The organism is Halosolutus amylolyticus (genome assembly GCF_023566055.1).
GTDB lineage: Archaea > Halobacteriota > Halobacteria > Halobacteriales > Natrialbaceae > Halosolutus > Halosolutus amylolyticus.
Map to the genome: position 1 here is coordinate 208,531 of NZ_JALIQP010000007.1, position 24,179 is coordinate 232,709.

A 24,179-nucleotide genomic window follows, 5' to 3' on the forward strand; every position below is an offset into this window, starting at 1 on the left:
CTTGGCGTTGAGATCGTGCCGGTTCAACCGTAGATCGTTACTGTGCCAGCCCCAAGAACCACGACGCTTGCGGCGGCTACGACCTGCCAGGTGACCCGCTCAAGTCGTGGGAGAAATAGCCACGACAACACTGCGATGACGAGTGGGCTGGTTTGGATGATTGGAACGACGACGACCACGTCTGTCAACTCCAGGGCGGCATAGTAGGTGAGCAGGAATAGCGTGTTCGCGATACCCGCGGCAGTGAACCACAACGTCGACGGACTGTTGAGCGAAGGCCGGTTGATATCGACCCCCCGCCACTGGAGATACGCGATGGCTCCCGCAATCGCCGTGATCGTCTTCAGTGAGAGACCGACGAGTAGAGGCGTTCCCTCTCTAAATCCGACCTTCGCAAGCGTTGGTTCGACGCCGTAAAGGAAAGCCGCCCCGAGTGGGAACATCAGCCACAACCATTTTCGCTCACTCCCACCAGCTGGCCGGTCTCGCGTAGTTTCGCGGGTGATCCAGGCGACCCCGAGGACGATACAGACGATCCCAGCCAGGTGTCCGAGGGATACGGATTCGCCAAGGAGCAGGACAGCAATCAGCGTCGCGTGGAGGGGCTGTGACGCCTTAATCGGCTCCGTCCGACTCGCGCCGATTCGGTTGATGCTGGCATAGTAACACGCCCGCCCAAGGATCGTGCCCACGACACCAGTCGCGGCGAACGCGGCGACTGACAGCGGAGTGAGCGAATACGCCGGGAAGTACGTAACGGCGGCCGCAGGCGTCAGTACCGCGACGTTCACCGCCAGAACGACTACGAGCGCGTTCGTTGTTCGCCCCTCTCGGGAACCTTGGCGAATGCAGATTGCCTGGGTCGCGACTAGGGCGGCAGCGAAGGCAGCGAGCGTGACTCCGAGGAAGTCACCGCCCCCCGTCGATCCGATCGGCGAGACGGTCACGGTTCGGTCGGTTCGACGGCGGTGATCACTCTGACCCCGCTTGCGGGCGGTGTCCGTCGTCGTCCCTGATCCCGTCGTCGCGATCGTAGACGCGGCGCCCTCCTTTGATCACCGTCTCGGCGTTGTTCACGGCGAAGTTGTAGGGGACGTGGACGTGCGAAGGAACGTCAGCGATAACGAGATCGCCCGGCGCGCCCGCTTCGAGCGACCCGGTGCCGTCGTTGCGGTCGATAGCGCTCGCTGCGTTGACCGTCGCGGCGACCGTCGCCTCCGCTGGCGTCATGCGCATCCCGATGCAGCCTAGCGCGACCGCGAACTGCATGCTCTGGGAGAAGCAGTTCGGATTGAAGTCCGTTGCCAGCGCGACCGGCGCATTGGCGGATCGGAACGCATCGACGTCGGCGTAGTCCTCGCCAAGCGAAAACGCGGTACCCGGGAGACACACCGGCGTGACGCCGGCTTCAGCGAGCATTTCGGCATCGTTGCCGGACGCATGCAGGAGGTGGTCCGCACTCGCTGCTCCGAGATCGGCGGCCAACTGCGCGCCCCCGAGTCGGGTAAACTCCTCGGCGTGGACCTTCGGTGTCAGTCCTGCCGCCGCGCCGGCCTCAAGCACAACCCGAGACTGATCAACGGAAAAGACATCCTCCTCGCAAAACACGTCGCAGAATTCCGCGATACCCTGCTCAGCGACCGCGGGAATTTGTTCGTCGACGACGCAGTTGACATACTCATCGGTACTCTCGGCGTTGTCGGGTACCGCGTGCGCGCCCATAAACGTCGGGACGACGTCAATCGGGTGGACCTCGTTGGCCCGGTCGATTGCCTCAAGCATCCGGAGTTCAGTCTCGGTGTCGAGTCCGTAGCCCGATTTTACCTCAGCAGTAGTCGTCCCGTGAGCGAGCATCACGTCAAGATGATCGAGCAGGTTCGCGACCAAGTGCTCGGTATCGGCCTCGCGAACCGAGTGCACTGTCGAGAGAATACCGCCACCCTCGGCCATGATCTCTTGATAGGTCTTCCCGCGGAGTTTAGCTGCAAACTCACCGGAGCGGTCGCCCGCGAACACCGCATGCGTGTGCGGATCGACAAAGCCCGGAAGCACCGCGCGACCGGTCGCATCGATCGACTCGGCGGCGTTCTCTGTCGGATACTCCCGGAGTATGTCCATAGTCGGGCCGACCGCGGCGACGTTACCGTCGATGACCGCGATCGCCCCGTCTTCGATCGTCTCGAGTGGGTCGCCCGGACCGACGACAAGTTCATTTGCGCCGTAGACGACGGCGTCGAGGTCTGTCAATGGCAGTCACCTCCGTCTCCCGGTACTCGGCCTGCGGGAGAGTCGTCCGTCGCTGACTCTGCGATTCCGCTCAGAGCGTAGGCCACCGCACGAGCGCCCGCCCGGGCCGTCCGATCGCCGTCTTCGAGCGGCGGGGCGCACTCGACGACCTCGAATCCGGCGAGCCTGTCGATACTCGTCGCCCGGCGAACCATCCGAAACAACTCGCGAGTGGAGATTCCACCGGGTGTGGGGGCGCTAACACCGGGAACTTCCGGCGCGTTGAGCACGTCCAGGTCGACGCTGACGTAGACGGCGTCGACATTAGTCATCGCCGCCAGCGCGCGGTCGACCGCGGCGATCGGATCGTCGGCAACATCGTCCGCGGAGACGATAGCGCCGCCGCACTCGTCGACATACTCGGCGTACTCCGTCGAATTCTCGAAGTGGCGCGCACCGACGACCGCGAAGGCGTCGAGGCCGTCTTCGTACAGCTGTCGGTACGGCGTCCCGCTGGAGGGCTGACCACGGACCGCACGACAGTCGAAGTGGGCGTCGAAGCTGATCGCACCGACCGAGCCGTCGTTGAGCAACGGCACAACGTTCGGGTAGGTTAGCGAGTTGTCGCCCCCGAGAAACACAGGGACAGTGTCGAGTTCATGAGCCGTAGTTGTTGCCTCTTGGACCGCCGACTGCGCGGTGCGAACGCTCTCGTTTGATGGGATGTCGATGTCACCGAGGTCACCGATAGCCCCAACCGGCCTTCCATTGAGGTAGTAAGTTTTCGTTGCCGCCAGTGCAGTTCGGAGTGCTGTCGGCCCTTCTCGTGCTCCTGGCCGGCCGATGACTGCTCCGTCGTAGGGTTCTCCGACAAGCACCGCATCATAGCTGTCCGCATTCTCTGGGCGGGTTGCCTCGATGACGTCGCCGAACTGCTCATCGTGCGGATCCGAAGAGGGTGCCGTCCACGTCCGGACGTCGACGAAGCTCATTTGTTCTCTCGCATCGGGACGGCGACGTTCGACGCCGATGCCTCCTCGATCGCCTCCTCGTACCCTGCGTCGGCGTGGCGGATCACTCCCATCCCGGGATCAGTTGTGAATACCCGCCGGGCTGTTTCGGCGGCGCGGTCGGTGCCGTCGAGTATGACGTGGTTGTTCGCGTGGAGGGAGTTTCCGATTCCGACGCCACCGCCGTCGTGGACGCTGACGATGTCAGCGCCAGCTGCACAGTTGACCAGCGCGTTGAGGATTGGCCAGTCCGCGACTGCGTCCGATCCGTCTTGCATCGACTCAGTTTCCCGGTTCGGGCTCGCGACAGAGCCGGCGTCAAGGTGGTCGCGAGTCACGACGACCGGTGCAGAAATCTCACCTGTCGAGACGAGTTCGTTGATCCGGAGGGCAAAGCGGGCGCGCTCGGTCAGGTCATCGCCTCCAGTCTGGTAGCCGAGCCAGCAGACCCTGCTCGGGAGCCCTTGGAACTCGACCTGCTCCTGGGCGAGGTCGATCCAGCGGTGAAGCGATTCCTTTTCGGGAAACAGATTCTTAACCGCCTTGTCGGTACGGTAGATGTCCTCTTCCTCACCCGAGAGCGCGACCCAGCGGAACGGTCCACGGCCGCGACAGAACTGTGGACGGATGTACGCGGGGACGAAGCCGGGGAAGTCGAAGGGATCGCGCTCATCGGCAGGGGTGCCCGAGAGTGGCCACGGCTCGTCGCCGTCGCGGTGGTCCGCGACCTGGCCCCGGATATTATTCCCGTACTCGACGGCGATCGATCCTCGGTCCTGCAGTTCGATGATGGCATCGACGTGACGCTCCATCGTGTCGAGGGCCTCCTCGACGTAGCGGTCGGGGTCCTCCTCGCGGAGTTGGTCGGCATCCTTGACGGTGTATCCCGACGGATAGTAGCCCTCTAGGGCGTCGTGCGCGCTGGTTTGGTCCGTGACGACGTCCGGGACGACATCGCGTTCAAGTAAACCTTCGAACAGGTCGACAGCGTTCATGTGGACGCCCACGGAATAGGGCTCGCCGCGCTCGGCGTGCTGGCGGGCGCGCTCGATAGCCTCATCGAGGTTATCGGCCTTCTCCTGGCAGTAGCCCGTTTCAATGCGGCGATCGATGCGCTCCTCGCTAACCTCCGCGGCGATACAGACGCCCTGATTCATCGTCACCGCCAGCGGCTGTGCGCCTCCCATCCCGCCAAGGCCGGCAGTCGCAACGATCTTCCCCTCGAGATCGCCGTCGTAGTGCTGTCGACCTGCCTCCGCGAGCGTCTCGTAGGTACCTTGGATGATCCCTTGCGTGCCGATGTACGCCCACGAGCCCGCAGTCATCTGTCCATACATGATCAGTCCCTTCGCCTCCAACTCGTGGAAGTGCTCCCAGGAATCCCAATTGCCGACGAGGTTGGAGTTGGCGATCAGCACGCGAGGCGCGTCCTCACCAGTCTCGAAGACGCCGACCGGTTTGCCGGACTGTACGAGCAGGGTCTGATCGTCGGCGAGCGACCGGAGTTCCTCGACGATGGTCTCGTAGGCGTCCCACGAGCGGGCAGCCTGTCCGGTCCCACCGTAGACGACGAGATTTTCGGGATCTTCGGCGACGTCGGGATCGAGGTTGTTGTTGAGCATGCGGAGGGCAGCCTCCTGGCGCCAGCCCTCGCACTCGATGTCAGTCCCCGTCTGCGCGCCTCGATACTCCTCCCAGACTGGACTGGGTTCACCAGTCTCCGAAGTCTCTTGGTCGTTGTCTTGCATTGCCATGCATGGCGATACGGATCGACTGGGGAAGGTTTACACATCAGCTAATGCTGGATGTTTTAAGACCAATCACGCGATCGAATCGCGAGCGACGCATCGCAGGTACTCACTTAAAGAGATATTCGATCAGTGCCTCAATCAACTTATTCTCCGCTCTACGGAGGTGTTCCTCGAAGGTTCGGCGGTCGATGTCCATCTCGTCGGCCAGTTCGGCGGTCGTGGCGTCTCTCGGGATCCGGTAGTACCCCCGTTCGTGGGCAGTGAGAAGCGCGGTGTGTTGCTGAGATGAGAGTTCGGGAATCGACGATCCTAGAGCCACGAGGGGTTGCGTCTGAGCATGGTTGTTGATCTCGCGTTTGGACTCGACCGTGACCGTAAATTCCGACTGAACATCGCGGTAGAACCGCGTCAGGTGTTTCGAGTCGACTGCGATCACGCGGCAGACCTTCCCCCCGTTCTCATACCGGATCGGTGGCATGAGGAGGCAGTTGTGGCGTGCGAGGAACGACTCGATGTGGTCCGGTGAGCGCGATTTAAGACACTCACTCGTGACGATGATTGTTTCCTCGCCGTCCTCAACAACGTGAGTGATTCCGACTTGGTCCTCGATATGGCGTCTGACCAGATCGCTAGCACTCTTGCTCACGTATAAGAGGTCGCAGTGATCATTACACCAGAGTTCGACGGTTGCGCCTGTCCCCCGCGTCGCTTCTTCGTAGGCGACGCCCCCCGTGATACGAAACGTCGCTTCGTACATGCCCTTCGATTCGCGGAACAGTCTTAAAATACCCTCCGCTTGGTGGATGGCAGTATTACTTCGATACCCGTGGATCGAGTTACATGTTAACACAATCCGGACGGAGGAAGCTGCTGAAAGTTACTGGGACGGGAGCTATCGCATCAACAGCCGGCTGTCTCAGCCTTATGGACAGTGGCGGGGACGTAACAGTCGGTGGAAAAGAGTTCACTGAGCAGCTCATCCTAAGCTACATCAGCATCCACATGCTGGAAAACGCTGGAAACGGCGTCGAAGATTCCTCGGGCCTTGGGGGGAGTACCCCCAACCACGAGGGGATCGTCCAGGGAGAGATTGACCACTACTGGGAATACACTGGAACTGCACTGAACCATCACCTCGGATACGAGGACGAAAAGATCACGGATCCGGACGAGCAGTACCAGCGGGTCGCCGAAGAGTACGAGGACGAACACGGAATTGTCTGGCTGGACATGGCTCCGTTTAACAACACCTACGTCGTGACGGCCAACCAAGAATGGCAAGCGGAAACTGGCGTTGAGACACTCACTGGGCTGGCCGAGCATATCAACGACGGCAACGAGGTTACGTGGGGCGTGTCGACTCAGTACCTCGACAACCCGACGGCACTGGGGGATATGCCGGAGTTCTACGGGTACGAAGACAGTATGGACAACGTCTCCTACGAGGAGATGTCGATCGGCACCATCAATTATCGAGCGGTCGAAGAGGGCGAGGTCGATCTCGGTGTCGGCTTCGAAACCGACCCACAACTTCAGCAGTTCGACGTTGGTATCGTTGAGGACGACGAGACCTGGTTCGTGGTCTACTACCCAGCACCACTAGTCAGGGAGGAAGCCCTCGACGACGATGTCCGCAAAGCGCTCAATGTACCCACCGAACATCTGGATACCGAAACGATGCAACAGCTCAATGCGGAAGTTGCCGTCGATGAGCGTGACCCGCGTGCGGTCGCCGAAGACTGGCTCGAATCGGAAGGACTCTTGTGAGTCGTCACTAGCTACTCACTTTCTGAGGAAACGCCACAGAGTACACGTACGCTTAGAATGCGTGTGTCGTATTTAAAACACCCTCCTATCGGTCAATAGTGATACTCTTATCTGGAGTAGAGAGTGTAGCACAGCACATGACAACAAGTGTCAATCGAAGGCGACTGCTCAAAGCGACCGGTGCTGGCGCGCTCGGATCGACAGCGGGATGTCTAGCTCTTTTAGACGGCGGCGGCGGCGACGACATCACCGTGGGCGGCAAGGAGTTTACCGAACAGCTCATCCTGAGCTACATCAGTATCCATATGCTGGAAGACGCCGGGTACGGCGTTGACGACTCCTCGGGGCTCGGTGGCAACACGGCCAATCATGAGGCGCTCGTCCAGGGCGAAACCGACCACTACTGGGAATACACCGGGACGGGACTAAATTACCACCTCGGGCTCGAAGACGAGAAAATCACGGACCCGGATGAGCAGTACCAGCGGGTCGCTGGAGAGTACGAAGACGAACACGGAATCGTCTGGTTGGATATGGCTCCGTTTAACAATACCTACGTCGTGACGGCCAATCAAGAATGGCAAGCGGAAACCGGCGTTGAGACGATCACCGGACTGGCCGAGCACATCAACGACGGCAACGAGGTCACATGGGGCGTGTCGAACCAATACCTCGAAAATCCGACGGCGCTGGGCGACATGCCGGAGTTCTACGGGTACGAAGACAGTATGGACAACGTCACCTACGAGGAGATGGCGATCGGCACCATCAACTACCGAGCGGTCGAGGAGGGCGAGGTCGACCTCGGTGTTGGCTTCCAGACCGACCCACAACTCCAGCAATTCGACGTTGGCACCGTCGAGGACGACGAGACCTGGTTTGTCATTTATTACCCGGCACCACTGGTCAGGGAGGAAGCGCTCGACGACGATGTTCGCGAAGCGCTCAATGCGCCCACCGAACATCTGGACACCGAGACGATGCAACAGCTCAACGCCGAAGTCGCCGTCGACGAGCAGGACCCGCGTGCGGTTGCCGAAGACTGGCTTAAGTCGGAAGGACTGCTGTAAATCCTAAGTAACACATATGCTCGGCATCAGCTTTATCGGCTGGATGACAGAAAACACGGATCTCCTAATTCGGCAGACGATCCAACACCTGAACGTCTCGCTTACGGCAATCATGTTCGCGACCGTCGTCTGGATCCCGCTCGGAATCTTCCTGCATTATAATGATCAGGTGGCTCGGGCGGTGCTTGGCGGCGCGGGGATGGTTCTGACGATCCCCAGCCTGGCGATGTTCCCCTTGCTGATCCCGGTCCTCGGTATCGGCGAGCTACCGGCCATCACGGCTCTCGTGCTTTACTCAGCGCTTCCGATGACGCGCAACACGTATATCGGTCTCCGGGACATCGACAGCGCGATGCTCCGCGCCGGAAAGGGGCTTGGAATGACCGACCGCCAGCTCATGCTTCGGGTGAAACTTCCCAAGGCGCTTCCAGTCATCTTCGCCGGGGTCCGTCACGCGGCGATCCTCGTCGTCGGTATCACGACTGTCGCGGCATTCTTCGGGGCCGGCGGGCTAGGACGGTCGATCTTCCGCGGCATCGAATTATACAACACCGACCAGGTCATTGGCGCGACAATCGTGGTCGCACTGATCGCCATTTGTATCGACTACGGACTATACGGAATTCAACGACAACTACCCGGCGGGAAACAGGGAGGACACTAAATATGATCGAACTGAGCGACGTGACAAAGGAGTATCCGGATGGAACAGTGGCTGTCGACGGCATCAGCTTCGAGGTTCCCCACGGCGAGACGGCCTCGCTCGTGGGTCCCTCTGGCTGCGGGAAGACGACGACGATGACGATGATTAATCGTCTGACATCAGTGTCCGAGGGCGACATCTACGTTGATGGCGACTCAATCCTCGAGGTCGACCCGATTGAACTCCGCAGGAACGTCGGGTACGTCATCCAGGAGATCGGTCTGTTCGATCATATGACCGTCGAGGACAACATCGGAATCGTCCCTGACCTGATCGGCTGGGACGAAGAGCGGATCGACGAGCGAGTGTCCGAGTTGCTCGAACTCATTCGACTGCCTCCCGAGGTACGCAATAACTATCCCGGCGAACTCTCGGGCGGCCAACGCCAGCGCGTCGGCGTCGCTCGCGCGCTTGCGGCCAATCCCGAGGTGATCCTGATGGACGAACCGTTCGGGGCGCTCGACCCGATTACTCGCGAGGAACTCCAAGACGAGTTTCTCGAGATCCAGAAGGGCTTGGACGTTACCATCGTGTTCGTCACCCACGACATCGACGAGGCGATCAAGATGGGTGATCGTGTCGCGGTACTACGCAATGGCGAGCTGGTCCAGTACGACACGCCCAAGGAACTGCTTAGAAATCCCGTAAACCAGTTCGTTGAGGACTTCATCGGCGAGGACCGACTGCTCAAACAGCTTCAAGCTATCACGGTGCGTGACGTGATGCGATCGCCCGACGAGGCGTCCGAAGTCGGCAACAGTTCGAGTGTCGCACCCGACGCCTCGCTGAAATTGGCGTTACAGCGATTGCTCACCGTCGACGGCGGACTCCGGGTCGTCAGCGACAGCGAGACGATCGGGGTGGTGAATCAGAACGACATTAGGGCGGCAATCGACGCGGATCCGACGACAGTGATCGAGGGTGACCATGCCTGATCTTGCGCTCATTCCGCTATCGGCACTGACCGGCTGGCTCGACTACATCCTCGCCAACCCTGGTGACTTCGCGACGATGCTCCGCAGCCACGTCACGATGGTGTTCATCGCCGAGTTCATCGCCATCGCGGTTGCCGTGCCGGCAGGGATCGCCGCAACGCGGAATCCGACAATCAGCACGATCGTAATGAACACGGGTGCGATTGCCCAGACACTGCCCGCGCTCGGTGTGATCGCTCTCTCGTTCGCGTACCTAGGGATTGGGATGCGCCCGGCGATCCTTGCGATGACGATTTACGCGCTGTTGCCGATGCTCAAGAACACGGTTGCGGGCATTGAGAACATCGACGAATCCAAGGTCCGCGCCGGGCGAGGGATGGGAATGACGATGTGGGAACGTCTTCGCCGCATTGAGCTCCCCCTCGCTCTCCCGGTTATCTTCGCGGGTATCCGGACGTCGACGGTGCTCTGTGTTGGCGTCGCCTACCTCGGCGCGTTCATCGGTGCCGGCGGGCTCGGTGACCTCGTGACTCGCGGGCTCTCGACCGTCGACACGAGCCTGATGCTGGCGGGGGCGATTCCAGGCGCACTTCTAGTGCTGTTCTTCGATCAGTTCTTCAAATACCTCGAATCATACGTGACACCAGAGGGCGTCGCCGTCCAGCAACAGACGGACGATATCACCGCCTGATCGGTAGTCACGGAACGCGTTTCTATCGAGAGCAAACGGTCGACTCGAGCGAGGAATCAATCAGACTGGAACCCTATTGATCAATTGGCAGATCAATACGACTAGATCAGTGTATACGGCTAACCGACAGGCTGTTAGCCATTCGCCAGACAGCCTACAGATCAGCACCAGCGTCGGCGACTGTTGCCTCGATCTCTCCATCAAGAAGAAGGTCACCCACCGACTCCAGCCGGTGATCCCAGACGGCGTCCTCTAGGGGGAGGCCAACGCGAGTTTCTAGAAGGTTGAGTACCGCAAGCAGCGGCTCAGAGAGATTAGACGAACCCAGTTGGCTTGCCCGGGCGGCACAAAGCAACTCGGCGGCGACGACCCGGGAGACGAGTATTACTACCTCCGTAAGCTTGTTTGCGGCGATCACGCCTGACGCGTGGAGATCTTCTTGCCCCGAGGAGGCGACGAATGAACGTTCGCTGGCAGTACCGACCGACGCTGCGTCAGTCGCAAGCGACGCCGCCGCGTAGTGGACGCGGGACATCCCTGATTCGAGTCCAGGGTCGGTCGCAAGGTGTGCGGGGAGTTTCTCCCATGCGTCGAGCAACACTCCTGCACGGCGCTCGCAGGCGTGAGCGACCTTGGCCGCAGTCAGCGACAGCAGATCAGCGATCCCAGCGACGTGTTGCCCGTTGAAGTTGCCACAGGAGAGCGTCGTTCCGTCAGGGAAGATCAGTGGGTTCCCTGTTGCGCTCGTGAGTTCGGTTTCGACGATGTCGCGGGCCGTGTCAAGGTACTCGCGAAGCGTTCCGTGGACCTGCGGGAGACACCGGATCGAGAGCGGGTCCTGGGACATGTCTTCACCAGATCCTACGCTCTCGGGAAGAAGCGACCGGACCGTCGCAGCGCTCTCAGCGTGGCCGCCGAACGGGCGGGCGTCGGTGACGCGCTCGTCGAACGCCCCTGGCTCTTTTCCGACGAGGGACATCGTCCACGCACCCGCGATGTCTGCGGCGATGACGAGCGACCGGAGATCGTCGATTGAAAGCGCCGATAGTGCGGTCATCTCGGTCGTACCACTGATGATCGCGAGCCCCTCGCGGGGGGCGATCTCGATCGGATCGAGGCCCGCAGCGGCCAGCGCCTCATCACCGGAGACTCGTTCGCCGTCAACTGTCGCCTCGCCCTCTCCGATCAATACGAGGCCGACTGGGGCCAGTGCACAGGCGTTGTCGGTGTTTCCCCGCGAACGGATAACCGGGTGGACGCCTTCGTTGAGCATATCAATAAGTCGGTCAACGAGAAGTGGTCGAACCCCAGAGCGTCCAAGCGCGAGTGCGTTCGCGCGGACGACCAGCATCGCGCGGACAGTGTCGGTCGAGTAGGGATCGCCAACGGCGACTGCGTGACTGCGCAGGAGATTCCGCTGTTGTTGTTCAAGTGCATCGGCGTCAACCGCGATGTCTTTCAGGTTTCCATAGCCTGTGTTGACGCCGTACACCCGTTTCTTGCTGGCAACAATATCCTCGACCGTCTTGCGACTCGCCGCAAGCCTATCACGGGCGTCATCTGCGAGTTCGACTCGTTCGCCGTCGCGAGCGACGGCGGTCACCTCCTCGATCGTGAGCGTTCCGTCGATTTCGATCATGATACGTATCTGTTTCGATTGGGGTCGTGTAGTCGTTTGGTTGGTTCTCCGTTCTGTACATGTGCGGAAGGGTTAGAGGAGCATCGTGACCGCGACGAGGGCAAGCACACTCACCGTCACCAGATACACCAAGACGACGAGCGCAGGGCGGGCACCTGCGTCACGCATCTTCGAGAGCCGAACGTCGAACCCCAGTCCGGCGAAGGCGACGAGGAACAGCCAGTCGGCGGTGGTGGAGATAGATTCGATCGATCCCGCCGGCAGCACACCCGAGTTCGCGACGGTGGCGACCAGCAGGAAACCGACGAGAAACTTCGGGAATGACGTCCAGAGTTGCCGGAGATTGACGACGGAGTCGTCCGCCGAGGATCGGAGATAAATAGCAGCGTAGCCCACCGCAAGCACGCCGATAAACGAGTTGCGAACGAGTTTCGTAATCGTTGCCCACTCGCCGGCCACTCCCGAGTGGGCGAAGCCGGCCGCGGCCACTGGACCGGTACTAAACATGCTCAGTCCAGCCCAGACGCCAAACGTGCGCGGTCCGAGGTCCAATAGGCTCCCGGCCAGTGGAAACGCGAACAGCGTGACGGCATCGAACAGTAGTACAGTTGCCGCGGCGTAAGCCAGTTGATCCTCGTTGGCACGGATGCTACTTCCGACCGCGACGACCGCAGAGACGCCGCAGACACTCGATCCTGCCGCGAGTAGCGATCCGCTCGTTGGCGACAGATCAAAGACCCGTCGCGAGAGGAGTTCGACGAACAGGACGCCGAAGGCGATGACGCCAACCACTAGAGCGACGACGACCGGTCCAGCTGTCGCGATCTGATCGAGCGCGATCCTGGCACCGAGAAGCACGATCGCCGTCTCAAGAACGACGCTGTAGGTCTGGATCCCGCTACCTGCCCACGCTGGTACGCCGACGGCGTTTCCGAGGATCGCTCCGATTGCGATCGCGAGGATGAGGGAGTCGATACGCGGAACTGCCGCAGCAATAGCTGAAGCAGCGATGGCGACCGCTGCGAGCAGCGCGAGACCCGGAAGGACGGACTGGCGTTTGGCCATCTACAGGAGTATGGACGCAGCGTGGCCGATGACGAGTAGCAGGCCGAGCAACGTTGCTCGCCACCCGCGGTCGAGGTCGGACCACATGTCTGCTCCCTTCGCGACAGCCGCTCGCCCGGCAGACGCCATAGTCGCGGTCGGTCCTGGAATCATACTTCAGCCAAACATGGTACGGAAAGACCCAAAGCACTCGCCCAACCGTATGCTGTCGGGTTTAAGTATCGAGGCCTGATCACGGGATCATCTGGGTTTGAGTACGGACGGATACCCCAGATCAACGGCGGCGGAAAGCGTATGTACCAGGCGCGGGACCGCCTATACGATGCCCCACGTCGACTATGTTAGACTCGGAGACGCACCCGAGGAGGTTCGATCGTCTATCGACCACTCGGCTTACGCCGACGAGGAGGACCGCCATCTGTTCTATGAGGTGCTCGCAAATGCGCCGTCGATTTTCGAGGAGCGCGTCGCGTACTTCCGTGCGCTCATGACTGAAGGTATCGTTGATCAGCGTGACAAGGAGCTGGCGTACTTCACTGTCGCGACCCTAACTGACTGTGTCTACCCCGCTTCGACCCACGGTCGCTATCTCGTCGAGGACTACGGCACAGACCCTGAAACTGTTGCGGCAATTATACGAAGCGAGTACGACGAACTTAACGACCGAGACCGATTCCTCGTCAAATTTACCCGGCGTATTATTGAGGATCCTACCGATCTCACGTCAGAACATTACGAGCACCTGCGCGAGATTGGATTCGACGACGAGGCGATTGTCGAGTTCCTCATGTTGATCAACGCGGCCGACACCGCGGTAACACTCACTCACGCACTCGACGTTCGTCTCGGCGACAAGGGGGAACAACCGCCATCGTACCTCCCCTACGAAGAATGAACTAGTCAGTGATACATGTACTCAACCATCGACTCTACGAGTTTCTGCTCCGCTCGGCGGAGGAACTCCTCGTAGGTCCGCCGGTCGACACCGAGTTCCTCCGCGAGTGCCTGTGTCGTGGTTTCGCGGGGAATTGAGTAGTATCCCCGTTCGCAAGCAATCACGACTGCCTCTCGCTGACGAGTCGACAGCGGTGTTAGCACCGTCTCAAGCGTCATCAGCGGTCGATCCTGGGAGACCGTCTCGATCTCACGTTTCGACTCGACGCTCACAGTGGACTGCTCGCGAAGCGTCTCGTAGAGGTCAGCGAGGTTCTCCGCAGTTAGCGAGAGGACGCGACAGAACTTCTCACCGCGCTTGTACCGGATCGGTTGCAGAAGCAGACAGTCATGCGCCACGACGTCCTGCTTGATATTGTCGTACTCGTGCTTTCGGAGGCAATCGGCCGTGACGAGTATCAGTTCACTGTCGTTCCGAACCTCGTCTCTGATGCCGACGAGGTCGGCGACGTGCGAGCGAACGGCGTCGGCCGCACCGCCGTCGCCGTCCGAGACGTGCAGGAGGTCGCAATGGTCGTTGCACCAGAGTTCGATCGTTGCCCCCGTCTCTCGCGTTGGGGCAGAATAAGCGTCGTCCCCCTCAACACGGAACGTAACCTCGTACATACTGTTGGTGTATCGACCGCTGATAAATAAAATCCCCTCCGTGTGGGGGAGCAGCGTTCTCGGGTGTCAGGGCGGAATCGATAATCACTATGCGAATGTCTATCACTCAGAAAGAGAGAATACGTTCGACGGGAGTCGAGAACCGAGTAGGGCCGACGCCGTTCGAACCGCGATCGCCGAACCGCCAGAACGACCGCCAACAGCAACGAGTGACCGAACAATGACGGACGGATCGTCCACGGGGCCGAGTCCAGTCTGGGAGGAGTATCAGGGCGCGCGGACGGGGACCGACATCGAGTGCGAGGGCTGGCGCCAGGAGGCTGCCCTCCGCATGCTCAACAACAACCTTGATCCCGACGTCGCCGAAGATCCCGAAAATCTCGTCGTCTACGGTGGGATCGGACAGGCGGCCCGCTCGTGGGACGCCTACGAGACCATCGTCGAGGAACTCCGGTCGCTCGCCGACGACCAGACCCTGCTCGTACAGTCCGGCAAACCGGTGGGCAGACTTCAGACGCACGAACGCGCGCCACGAGTACTGATCGCGAACACGAACCTGGTCAGCAAGTACGACACCTGGGAGCATTTCCGCGATCTAGACGAGAAGGGACTGATGATGATGGCTAACTACACCGCGGGTTCGTGGGGATACATTGGCACGCAGGGTGTCCTGCAGGGCACCTACGAGACGCTTGCGGAGGTCGGTCGGCAGCACTTCCCTGAGATTGAGGGGTTGCGCGGCAAGATAGTCGCCACGGCCGGCCTCGGTGGGATGGGCGGGAACCAGCCGCTGGCGGTAACGATGAACCAGGGCGTCTGTATCGTCGCGGAGGTCAGCGAGGAGCGCATCGACCGCCGCATTGAAACGGGCTACTGCCAGGAGAAGGCCGATAACCTCGACGAGGCTATCGAGCGTGCCCGCGAGCACGCCGAGCGCGGTAAGCCCTACTCTGTCGCCGTGCCCGTCAATGCGGTCAAGATGCTCGAATCGATGCTTGACCGCGGGATCTTCCCGGACGTGCTTACTGATATGACGACCGCCCATGATGAGCTCAATGGCTACTACCCGCTCGGGTATACGACCGAAGAGGCCGACCAGTTCCGCGAGGAGGACCCCGACCGCTACGTCGAGGAGGCCCTCGACACGATGGAGCGTCACGTCGACGCCATCATCGAACTGCAGGACCGAGGCACCGTCGCATTCGCATACGGAAACAATATTCGAGGGCAGGTCGCGGACCACCGCGACGGCGACGAGCCGTGGCCACTCTCGGGCACCCCTGCCGACGAGCGCGATCCCTTCGACTTCCCCGGCTTCGTCCCCGCATACGTTCGTCCGCTTTTCTGCCGCGGGAAGGGGCCCTTCAGGTGGGTGGCACTTTCTGGCAAGGAAGAAGACATCTACCGCACAGATGAGCTTGTCCGAGAAATGTTCCCTGACGACGAGTCGCTCCACCGCTGGATCGACCTCGCCCAGGAACAGGTCGAGTTCCAGGGCCTTCCCGCGCGGATCTGCTGGTTAGGCCAGCGCGCAGAGGACGACAAATCTGACGAACCGCTCAGCGAGCGCGCCCGCTTTGCCCTGCGAGTCAACGAACTCGTCGGGAAGGGCGAACTCTCCGCACCAGTCGTCGTCACCCGCGACCAACTCGACGGCGGCAGCGTCGCGAGCCCGACGCGGGCCACCGAGGACATGAAGGATGGCTCGGATGCGGTGGCAGACTGGCCGATCCTCAACGCACTAACTAACTGCGCAGCTGGCGCTGACATCGTCAGTGTCCACGGTAGCGCAGGGTCGTTCGGGTTGGCGACGAGTTCAAACAATCACGTCGTGCTCGACGGTTCCGATCTTGCCGCCGAGAAGGCCCGAACCGTGCTTGACGCCGATCCCTCGACAGCCGTGTTACGCCACGCCGACGCGGGCTACGAGGAGGCGATCGAGGAGGCCCGCGAGTCGGATGTCCATGTCCCGATGCGCGAGACCGGACCGCTGGACTACGAGACGGAGTGATCAACATGACTGACTACGATCTCGTCGTCGCGAACGGGACGGTCGTCGACCCAGAGCATGGCGTCTTCAAAGGAGACATCGGCGTCACAGGCGATCGGATCGCCGCCGTCGCGTCTTCAGGCACACTCAAGAGCGAGCGCGTTATCGATGCAAGTGACCGGTACGTCCTACCAGGGGTTATTGATCCCCACACACACCACGGTCTGTTCCGGGACCTCGCCGACGACGCACGCACGGAGTCCCGATCGGGGCTCGTCGGAGGCGTGACCACCATTGGGAACATCTACCGCCACGGCGGCTCATATATCGAGGGAATGGACGAGCAATTCTCGGCAAGCGAGGCCAACTACCGTCACGACTACTTCTTCACGCTCGGACTACTCTCGCACGACCACACCGCAGAGGTACCTGCGATTGTCGAGGAACTTGGAATCACATCGTTCAAATGGTACATGAACTACAAGCTCGACGTCGCAGAGATGTTCGGATTAGAGCGCAACCTGTTAGACGACGTCGCCGACGCATTCATCCGCGAACTCGCCGATCTGAACGCCCCGACGACGCTAGCGTACCACTCAGAGAACTCAGAGATCACCGCCCGCCTGACCGAGGAAGTGAAGCGGTCCGAGCGAGACGACTACGGTGCGTTAGTCGAGAAGTTCCCGGGCTACGCCGAGGCACAGAGCATGGTCTCGGGAGCGAACCTCGCCCGTCATCACGGCTACGACGACCAGTTCTATGTCGTCCACATCAGTGCGCGAGAGACCGCCGACGAGTTGGCCGAACTCCACGAGATGGGCTACGAGGTGACCGGCGAGACGTGCACGCACTACCTTACGCTGACTGCCGAGGAGTGCGACGAGCGAATGAAGATCAACCCACCAGTTCGCTCCGCCAAGGACCGCGAAGTCCTCTGGGAACGTCTCGCCGATGGAACCATCGACTGCGTCGGAACCGACCATATCGCCAATCGCTTCACAGAGAAGGTCGGGGAAGACATATGGGACTCCATGTGGGGATCCCCCTCCAGCGCGACGCTCCTGCCGCTTATCCTCTCGGAAGGCGTCAACGAGGACCGCATCTCGATTGAGCGGGCCGCTGCAGTGACGAGCACTAACGTGGCAAAGGCCTGGGACCTCTACCCGAAGAAGGGGTCGCTGCGTCCGGGGACCGATGCCGACCTCGTCATCGTTGACCTCAACGAGACTAGAACCGTCACGCCCGAACTGCTCCAGAGTGCCGCGGACTACTCGATGTATACCGACAGGGACGTGACAGGCTGGCCTACTCACACGATCGTGCGTGGCGAGGTCGCCTACGAGAACGGAGAGGTCGTCGCCGAACCAGGGTTCGGTACACACATCGACCGTCCGATCTGAATCGTACGTGGTGCCGGCAATCTGAGTCCTATCGAAGGGGTCTGACGACCGCTCCCGGACTCAGAATGTCATCGTCGTTTCGTTCTCCTCGGCCAACCGCGCGAGGTCCTCAGGCCCACCAAACGTCGCCCACTCACGGAGGTCGTCTTCGCCGATATTTCGAGCGATCGCACAGGGCTCGCAGACGATACATTCACCGAGGCTACCGGCGTCGAGTAGTTCTTCGAGTGCTTCTTCAACCGTCGGCATTCCGGGAGCCGATAGCGTCGAGAGGTCGACGTGCTGGTCGCTTCCGAGGTAGGCGGCTTCCTGCATCAGGAATAGGTCCGTCTCGTTGCCCCGTTCCTTCACGCCGATACCGACCATGAACGGTTCGACCGTCTTGGTCGTGTTCTCCGGACCGATCGTAGTGACAACAAACATGAGAAATAGACGGACGCAGGTTCCCAAATACTTTTGCCACGTTGGAGGGTCAAGACGGTACTTAAACCACCCTGCACGTGGAGCCGGTATCGATACCCTCGCTAACAGCCAACGTTGTCGTTGAGAGAGTCGTGCGAACAGGTCGCACGTAACGGCGGAGCGCCATATCGATCCGGTCAGCGAGATACCGGTGACGACGGCGGTTCGCACTCACTCCCAGACCACAGTCCAACCATGAGCACGAACGCACTCACGGCGGTACAGTACGGAGTCGGACCGATAGGCAGTAGAATTGTCCGTGCGGCGCGCGAGCGCGGCGTTGAGTTCACCGGCGCGATCGATGTGGATCCGGAGAAGGTCGGCGAAGACCTCGGAGACGTCGCCGGTCTTGGCGGGCCAATCGGCGTCGAGGTCGTCGAGGATCCTGAGGAGGCACTCGCGTCTGAGCCTGACGTCGTCTTCCACTCGACGGTCTCGTCGGTTGAACGCGCAGCGCCCCAGCTCGAGACCGCAATGGCGTCCGGCGCAAACGTAGTCTCGACAACCGAGGAACTCACATATCCACACTGGAGCAACCCGGGCGTCGCGAAGGAACTCGACGCAGCGGCAAGAGAGAACGGAGTTACCTGCCTCGGGGCCGGCATCAACCCCGGCTTTGTGATGGACGCGTTCCCAGTGGTCTGCTCAACGCCGATGGCCGAGGTCGAGTCGGTCCACGTCAAGCGGATCCAAGACGCGAGCGTGCGGCGTGGGCCCCTCCAGGAGAAAGTTGGTGCGGGCATCGACGTCGAGACGTTCAAAACTGAAATCGCCACCGGTGCGGGCCACGTCGGAAGCACCGAGTCCGTCGCTATGCTGGCCGATGCGCTGGGGTGGGAACTTGACTCGATCGACGAGGAGATCGAACCGGTGATCGCCGACGAACACATCGAGACCGACCACGTGGTCGCCGAGGAAGGGGATGTCGCAGGAGTCAGACAGATCGCATACGGACAAGTCGACGACGAGGACGTCGTCACGCTCGACCTCCAGATGTACGTCGGAGCTGACGAACCGAGAGACGTCGTCGACTTCGAAGGTGACCCGGACGTCACGATCACCGTCGACGGCGGGTTCCACGGCGACGTCTCGACCTCGGCCGTCGTCACCAACGTTGCGCCGCGGGTCCACGAGGCTGACGCCGGACTGGCGACGATGGCTGATGTCGCGATGCCGTCTTTCGTTCGCAACTGAGCGGTTCCAAGTTCACCGTGGCACGGAAACAAGACGAGCCCTGATTCGTTGGAAGTATTTCTGTAGGTACCGATCGGCTCGTCAATATCGCGTTACTCTTCCCTGACTACGATCAAGAGCCGAGTGCGAGACGGCAAGATTGACGAAATACAGTCACTATCGCCCCCGAGTTACCATTGACATCGACTGTTTTCGTAAATGTCGAGATTGTTCCATATATCGAGGGATATGCATCGATATGTAGCAGTCGTTTCAGACTGTCCAGGACCTGAAAAACGATGGCTTGTAGGAACACCGCAGTCTATCTCCGTTACCTTTCGAGGGGGCTTGTTTAGACGCTAGCGAGAGCATGTCTCAGCAGGGTTTAGAGTGCCACATTCGGAAACTCGGTGAGAATCCTGGTCGAGACTCGAGACGCTGAAGGTGTATATGCCGGGGTAGAACGGCTGGATCATCGGAATCGTCCGAACGGTGTTTTCAAACACGAATTCATTTTCCGATACCGATCAGCTACTTCACCACTATCGGCGCTCGTTCGCACGAACTCTCGCGTCTAAACGCGGCTCTTTCGAGGTATTATATAGGGCCTCAGAATCGTTCAATCAAACCGGATTTAAGCACGTAGCACTTCACCGGGCATCGCACCGGTTGTCTCCCCGTCTCTCACCGCGAACTCGCCGTTGACAAGGACGTGGTAGATCCCCTTCGGGTGTTGCTTCGGACGCTCGTAGGTCGCCGGCGACTCGACGGCCTCCGGGTCGAAGACGACGAGGTCGGCGTCCATGCCAGGGCGAACGATCCCCTTCCGCTGGAGCCCCATCGCTCGCGCCGGCTGGGATGTCATCTTGCGGATCGCTTCCACCAGATTGAGCACATTTTCGTCACGGGCATAGGTGCCGAGAACCTTCGGGAACGCCCCATAGACGCGCGGGTGAGGCTTGCCGCCGAACAGCCCGTCGGTGATGACGTTCACACGCGGGTCTGCGAGGATTTTCTGGACATCATCCTCGTCGATGAAATGGTTGAGGATGCTCACGCCAAGTTCTTCCTCAGCCAGTAGGTCGCAGACCGCGAGGATAGGTTCGGTGTCGCGCTCGCGGGCGATCGCGGCGATGTTCTCCCCCTCGCAGTCCGCGTTGGCCTCAGACTGGACGTTTGTTACGACGACGTTCTCCCATCCGGAGTAGGCACCGGGGTTGTCCCAGCCGTCGATCCGAAATTCCTCAACGTCACGCTGAATACGCTTGCGGGCCTCCTCGTCGCGGAGGTACTCCAGTGTCTGCTCGGTGCCGCCCGCGTGGACCCACGGTGGGAGGACATACGACAGCAGTGTGCTGCTGGCGGTGTAGGGATACTGGTCGGCAGTGAAGTCGACACCTCGCTCACGGGCGGCATCGAACAGCTGTCTCATCCGGTCGGCCTTGCCGTGCTGTGGCGGGCCGCCGAGCTTAGCGTGCGAGAGGTGGACCGGGACGTCGGCGTCCGCCCCGATATCGACAAACTCGTCGAGCGCCTCCCAGATGTCTCCGCGTTCGCTGCGGATGTGCGCGACGAACGGGCGTCCATAAGGTTTCAACTGACTCGCTAAGGACCGGATTTCAGCGGTGTTGGCGTAAGAACAGGGAGTAATGACCAACGCAGTTGAGAATCCGAACGCGCCGGCTTCGAGTGACTCGGAGACGACATCGACCATCTCGTCCAGTTCGTCGTCGGTCGGTGCACGGTCGTCCATCCCCATCACCGCGAAGCGGACCGCGCCGTGACCGACAAGCGTGCCGACGTTCGGCGCGACTCCGCTCTCCTCAGCTGCGTCGAGGTAGTCGCCGACGCCGCCCCACGTCCACTCACGATCGACCCGCCCGTCAAGTCCGCTGAGCTTGTCGGCCCACTGTGCCGCGGCCTCCTTGTCAGGGATAGGCGCGACTGAGAACCCATCCTGTCCGAGGATCTCGGTCGTGATCCCCTGCCGAAGCTTCGGTTCAAGGAGCGGATCCTCGAACAACTGCAGGTCGGAATGGGAGTGCGTGTCGATAAACCCTGGACAGACCACGTCGCCGTCGACGTCGAGGCACTCCTCGGCGGCGAGGTCTGGATTGGGTTGTCGACTAACCGTGTCGATGCGTCCGTCCGCAACGCCGACGGCCCCACGAAACCAAGGCGCACCGGTACCGTCGACTATTCGGGCGTTGGTGAGGAGTAAGTCGAATGTCATGGAGTGTCGTACAGAGACATCATTAAAAAACCATCACCCTCCGTACGGGGCCAGTGTTCAAATTCCCGAGTCCGCTAAACGAGATTACATTGGAAGATTGTCCCGAGGGGTCGACACTCGCTCAACTCATCGACCTCCTGCGAATCGGTGTGTTTCGACCGTGTTATCAGTTATTTAGGAGGTGGTGTTCAGATTAGCTTGTTCCAGCAGTCTGCGTAATTCTGCAACCATGTTTCAGCGGTTTTTGGTTCAGCGATTCCGAAACAATACTCAAACTGGTAGATACAGCCTTTCATCTATTCAGAAATATGTTCAGTAACGTTCCGATTTCTAGGTATCTCGTATCGAAGGCTGTGTCGATTGAGTATGGCTTTGAGCCACGGGGCTAAATCAACGAGAAACACGGCGTTGGTGACGCCGTGTTTCTCAATGAGTTCAGAAAAAAAGATCGAGATGGATCCTTCGTTTCGCATTGGATAGAGTCTAATGGAGAAATTCGTTTGTTTTTCGATCGACGGCTGTGTACAGCCAGTAACGCTGATCATCGGGGTAGATCACCGTTTCGTCGAGTGTGACGTGATCGAACTGTCTGCCGTCTGTCGGCCGTAGATCATCTTTCTGCACCTAGCTGTGAATGGTCGACCGTACTCGTTCGACGCCAGTACTCTCCAGGATATATTCTCTAAGATAGACACAATTTCTGAAAATGATAATTCGTGCAGTTGAAGCTGGATATTCAACTCCATCAACTCGCGTGGTATCTGCTCCGGGAAGTGTTAAACTAGACAGTACTTGTAGAGAGTTCGTGTTCATTCCGGATCTATTACTGTATTGGTGCCTCTTTGCAGGCGTCCTCTATCATTTCAGAACTCTCATCTAATTTTTGATTAAATAAATGAACTAAATGGAGAGAACAGATCTCACTAAAAACAAATTCTACGTGGTCTTACTGTTGCTGAACTCCGATTACTACGCCGAACTTACTGTCCTTGTGGCTCCAAATACGATATTATCAAGGAACTTTCGTCGATCAGCGTTTTACAGTCTTTATCATCTTAAACAGACCTGTTTGAGATTACACCGAGACTGTATTCTCGTGAATGAAAAATTATTTGGCTAGTGTTTCTTGTTTAGAGTTGAATTTTATTCAAATTAATATTTAAATTGATTTTTATATGAGTTACTGGAACTCTTCGGTGAGCGCGGGGACGACGTCGAAGAGGTCGTCGTGGATCGCGTAGTCGGCGATGTCCATGATCGGCGCGTTGGGGTCCGTGTTGATCGCGACGATCGTGTCGGAGCCCTTCATGCCGGCGACGTGCTGGACCGCTCCCGAGATGCCGATCGCGATGTAGACGTCGGGCGTGACGACCTTCCCGGACTGGCCGACCTGGCGGTTCTTGGGGAGCCAGCCGTTGTCGACGATCGGGCGCGAGGACGAGACCGTCGCGTCGAGCGCGTCGGCGAGGTCCTCGATGATCTCCAGGTTCTCTTCCTCTTCGATGCCACGACCGACGGAGACGAGCACGTCGGCCTCGCTGATGTCGACGTCGCCGCCGCCGACTTCCTCGAAGCCGGTGACGGTCGAGCCCTGCTGACTCTCGTCGATCTCGGCGTCGAAAGCCCCGATCGCGGCGTCACCGGTGCCCTCCGCGGCGGGCCACTCGGCACTGCGGATGGTGACGACGGCGTTGTCGGCGAGTTCGGTCGTCGTCTCGACCTTGCCACCGTACATCTCGCGGGTGGCGATCAGCGTCTCGCCGTCGGTATCGAGGTCGACGGTGTCGGTGACGATCGGCAGGCCGAGGCGGTTGGCGACGGCCGGTGCGTAGTCAAGCCCGTTGACGCTGTTGGGCGTGAGAACGTACTGCGGGGCGAGGTCGTCGTACAGCTGGGTGACGACCTGCGTGTAGACGTTGTGGTTGAACTCCTCGCCCACGTCGACGGTGTGGATGACGTCGACGCCCTCGCGATCGAGTTTGTCGGCGAACTCGTCGACGGTGCCGCTGATGACGGCGAGGTGGAGGTCGGCGCCCGTTTCGTCGGCGAGCTGGCGACCGGCGGTGATAATCTCGTAGCTGACGTCGCGCAGGTCGCCGCGGCGGTGGTCCGTAACTGCGAGGACGTCCGTCATGGTGCCACCCCCTTCTCGCGGAGCAGTTCACCGAGCTCCGCCGCCGTGTCCTCCGCACTGCCCTTCCAGACGGTGACGTCGCTCTCGCTCTCGGGTTCGTACATGGCCGTCAGTTCGAGTTCGGACTCGATCGCGCTCTCGTCGACGCCGAGGTCGGCGAGGCTCTGGACGTCGAGTTCCTTGCGCTGTGCCTGACGGATGCCGCGCAGGCTGGCGTAGCGCGGCTCGTTGATCCCCGTCTGAATCGTCAGCACGGCGGGGAGTTCGATCTCGGTGAGTTCCTCGACGCCGCCTTCGAGTTCGCGGCGGACCGAAGCGGTGTCGTCGTCGAAATCGTGTTCCAGGTGGTTGACGACCGCACCCCACTCGA

At 60.2% G+C, this 24,179-nt stretch carries 22 protein-coding genes; 9 read left to right on the forward strand and 13 right to left on the reverse strand.

Annotated features, from left to right (window positions below):
• Window positions 1-23: 23 nt before the first annotated feature.
• The 5 genes from MUN73_RS22725 to MUN73_RS21420 form a co-directional block, all read right to left on the reverse strand.
• Entirely contained in the window at window positions 24-947 is a 924-nt protein-coding gene (locus tag MUN73_RS22725; RefSeq protein ID WP_250142542.1) for a DMT family transporter, read from the reverse strand.
• Window positions 948-972: 25 nt separating this feature from the next.
• Window positions 973-2,247 carry an imidazolonepropionase gene (gene hutI, locus MUN73_RS21405; RefSeq protein ID WP_250142543.1) on the reverse strand — a complete coding sequence of 425 codons (1,275 nt, stop codon included), beginning with the start codon at window positions 2,245-2,247 and terminating at the stop codon, window positions 973-975.
• Window positions 2,244-3,218, reverse strand: coding sequence for a formimidoylglutamase (hutG, locus tag MUN73_RS21410; RefSeq protein ID WP_250142544.1), 975 nt, complete (start codon window positions 3,216-3,218; stop codon window positions 2,244-2,246). The genes hutI and hutG overlap by 4 nt, the downstream gene beginning before the upstream one ends.
• Entirely contained in the window at window positions 3,215-4,984 is a 1,770-nt protein-coding gene (gene hutU / locus MUN73_RS21415; protein WP_250142565.1) for a urocanate hydratase, read from the reverse strand. Before hutU (MUN73_RS21415) ends, hutG begins: the two co-directional genes overlap by 4 nt.
• A 109-nt stretch (window positions 4,985-5,093) precedes the next feature.
• Entirely contained in the window at window positions 5,094-5,744 is a 651-nt protein-coding gene (locus MUN73_RS21420; protein ID WP_250142545.1) for a helix-turn-helix domain-containing protein, read from the reverse strand.
• An 83-nt stretch (window positions 5,745-5,827) separates the two neighbouring features.
• Here MUN73_RS21420 and MUN73_RS21425 point away from each other — a divergent pair, with 83 nt between their 5' ends.
• From MUN73_RS21425 to MUN73_RS21445, 5 genes are all read left to right on the forward strand, one after another.
• Window positions 5,828-6,754: an ABC transporter substrate-binding protein gene (locus tag MUN73_RS21425; RefSeq protein WP_250142546.1), complete on the forward strand. Its 927-nt coding sequence runs from the start codon at window positions 5,828-5,830 to the stop codon at window positions 6,752-6,754.
• Between the two features lie 137 nt (window positions 6,755-6,891).
• On the forward strand, window positions 6,892-7,824 hold the full coding sequence (locus MUN73_RS21430) for an ABC transporter substrate-binding protein (protein ID WP_250142547.1): 933 nt from the start codon (window positions 6,892-6,894) through the stop codon (window positions 7,822-7,824).
• Window positions 7,825-7,867: 43 nt separating this feature from the next.
• Window positions 7,868-8,488, forward strand: coding sequence for an ABC transporter permease (locus MUN73_RS21435; RefSeq protein ID WP_250142548.1), 621 nt, complete (start codon window positions 7,868-7,870; stop codon window positions 8,486-8,488).
• A 2-nt stretch (window positions 8,489-8,490) separates the two neighbouring features.
• Window positions 8,491-9,462 carry an ABC transporter ATP-binding protein gene (locus tag MUN73_RS21440; protein ID WP_250142549.1) on the forward strand — a complete coding sequence of 324 codons (972 nt, stop codon included), beginning with the start codon at window positions 8,491-8,493 and terminating at the stop codon, window positions 9,460-9,462.
• On the forward strand, window positions 9,455-10,153 hold the full coding sequence (locus tag MUN73_RS21445; protein ID WP_250142550.1) for an ABC transporter permease: 699 nt from the start codon (window positions 9,455-9,457) through the stop codon (window positions 10,151-10,153). The genes MUN73_RS21440 and MUN73_RS21445 overlap by 8 nt, the downstream gene beginning before the upstream one ends.
• 154 nt (window positions 10,154-10,307) lie before the next feature.
• On the opposite strand, the gene MUN73_RS21450 is transcribed toward MUN73_RS21445, so the two are convergent.
• Window positions 10,308-11,792, reverse strand: a complete 1,485-nt coding sequence (locus MUN73_RS21450; protein ID WP_250142551.1) for an HAL/PAL/TAL family ammonia-lyase — start codon at window positions 11,790-11,792, stop codon at window positions 10,308-10,310.
• A gap of 72 nt (window positions 11,793-11,864) precedes the next feature.
• On the reverse strand, window positions 11,865-12,857 hold the full coding sequence (locus MUN73_RS21455) for a YeiH family protein (RefSeq protein WP_250142552.1): 993 nt from the start codon (window positions 12,855-12,857) through the stop codon (window positions 11,865-11,867).
• 322 nt (window positions 12,858-13,179) lie between these two features.
• Between MUN73_RS21455 and MUN73_RS21460 the strand changes: the two genes are divergently transcribed.
• A complete protein-coding gene (locus MUN73_RS21460) occupies window positions 13,180-13,752 on the forward strand; it encodes a carboxymuconolactone decarboxylase family protein (protein ID WP_250142553.1) in 573 nt (190 codons plus the stop codon).
• Window positions 13,753-13,757: 5 nt separating this feature from the next.
• Here MUN73_RS21460 and MUN73_RS21465 read toward each other — a convergent pair whose 3' ends face one another.
• A complete protein-coding gene (locus MUN73_RS21465) occupies window positions 13,758-14,417 on the reverse strand; it encodes a helix-turn-helix domain-containing protein (protein WP_250142554.1) in 660 nt (219 codons plus the stop codon).
• A gap of 220 nt (window positions 14,418-14,637) precedes the next feature.
• Here MUN73_RS21465 and hutU (MUN73_RS21470) point away from each other — a divergent pair, with 220 nt between their 5' ends.
• Both hutU (MUN73_RS21470) and MUN73_RS21475 read left to right on the forward strand, forming a co-directional pair.
• Window positions 14,638-16,428, forward strand: coding sequence for a urocanate hydratase (gene hutU / locus MUN73_RS21470; protein WP_250142555.1), 1,791 nt, complete (start codon window positions 14,638-14,640; stop codon window positions 16,426-16,428).
• A 5-nt stretch (window positions 16,429-16,433) separates the two neighbouring features.
• Window positions 16,434-17,807, forward strand: coding sequence for a dihydroorotase (locus MUN73_RS21475; protein ID WP_250142556.1), 1,374 nt, complete (start codon window positions 16,434-16,436; stop codon window positions 17,805-17,807).
• 60 nt (window positions 17,808-17,867) lie between these two features.
• Here MUN73_RS21475 and MUN73_RS21480 read toward each other — a convergent pair whose 3' ends face one another.
• Window positions 17,868-18,230 (reverse strand): DsrE family protein, encoded by a 363-nt coding sequence (locus MUN73_RS21480; protein WP_250142557.1) that lies wholly within the window; start codon window positions 18,228-18,230, stop codon window positions 17,868-17,870.
• Between the two features lie 210 nt (window positions 18,231-18,440).
• A complete protein-coding gene (locus MUN73_RS21485) occupies window positions 18,441-18,695 on the reverse strand; it encodes a hypothetical protein (protein ID WP_250142558.1) in 255 nt (84 codons plus the stop codon).
• A gap of 48 nt (window positions 18,696-18,743) precedes the next feature.
• Here MUN73_RS21485 and MUN73_RS21490 point away from each other — a divergent pair, with 48 nt between their 5' ends.
• Window positions 18,744-19,463, forward strand: coding sequence for an NAD(P)H-dependent amine dehydrogenase family protein (locus MUN73_RS21490; RefSeq protein ID WP_250142559.1), 720 nt, complete (start codon window positions 18,744-18,746; stop codon window positions 19,461-19,463).
• A 613-nt stretch (window positions 19,464-20,076) separates the two neighbouring features.
• Here MUN73_RS21490 and MUN73_RS21495 read toward each other — a convergent pair.
• From MUN73_RS21495 to MUN73_RS21505, 3 genes are all read right to left on the reverse strand, one after another.
• Window positions 20,077-21,675, reverse strand: coding sequence for an N-acyl-D-amino-acid deacylase family protein (locus MUN73_RS21495; protein WP_250142560.1), 1,599 nt, complete (start codon window positions 21,673-21,675; stop codon window positions 20,077-20,079).
• A 1,180-nt stretch (window positions 21,676-22,855) separates the two neighbouring features.
• The gene (locus MUN73_RS21500) at window positions 22,856-23,809 is read right to left on the reverse strand and encodes an electron transfer flavoprotein subunit alpha/FixB family protein (protein ID WP_250142561.1); all 954 of its coding nucleotides are present in this window, start codon (window positions 23,807-23,809) and stop codon (window positions 22,856-22,858) included.
• The coding region (locus MUN73_RS21505) for an electron transfer flavoprotein subunit beta/FixA family protein (protein WP_425492745.1) at window positions 23,806-24,179 on the reverse strand (374 nt) is incomplete at its 5' end. The genes MUN73_RS21505 and MUN73_RS21500, both read right to left, overlap by 4 nt.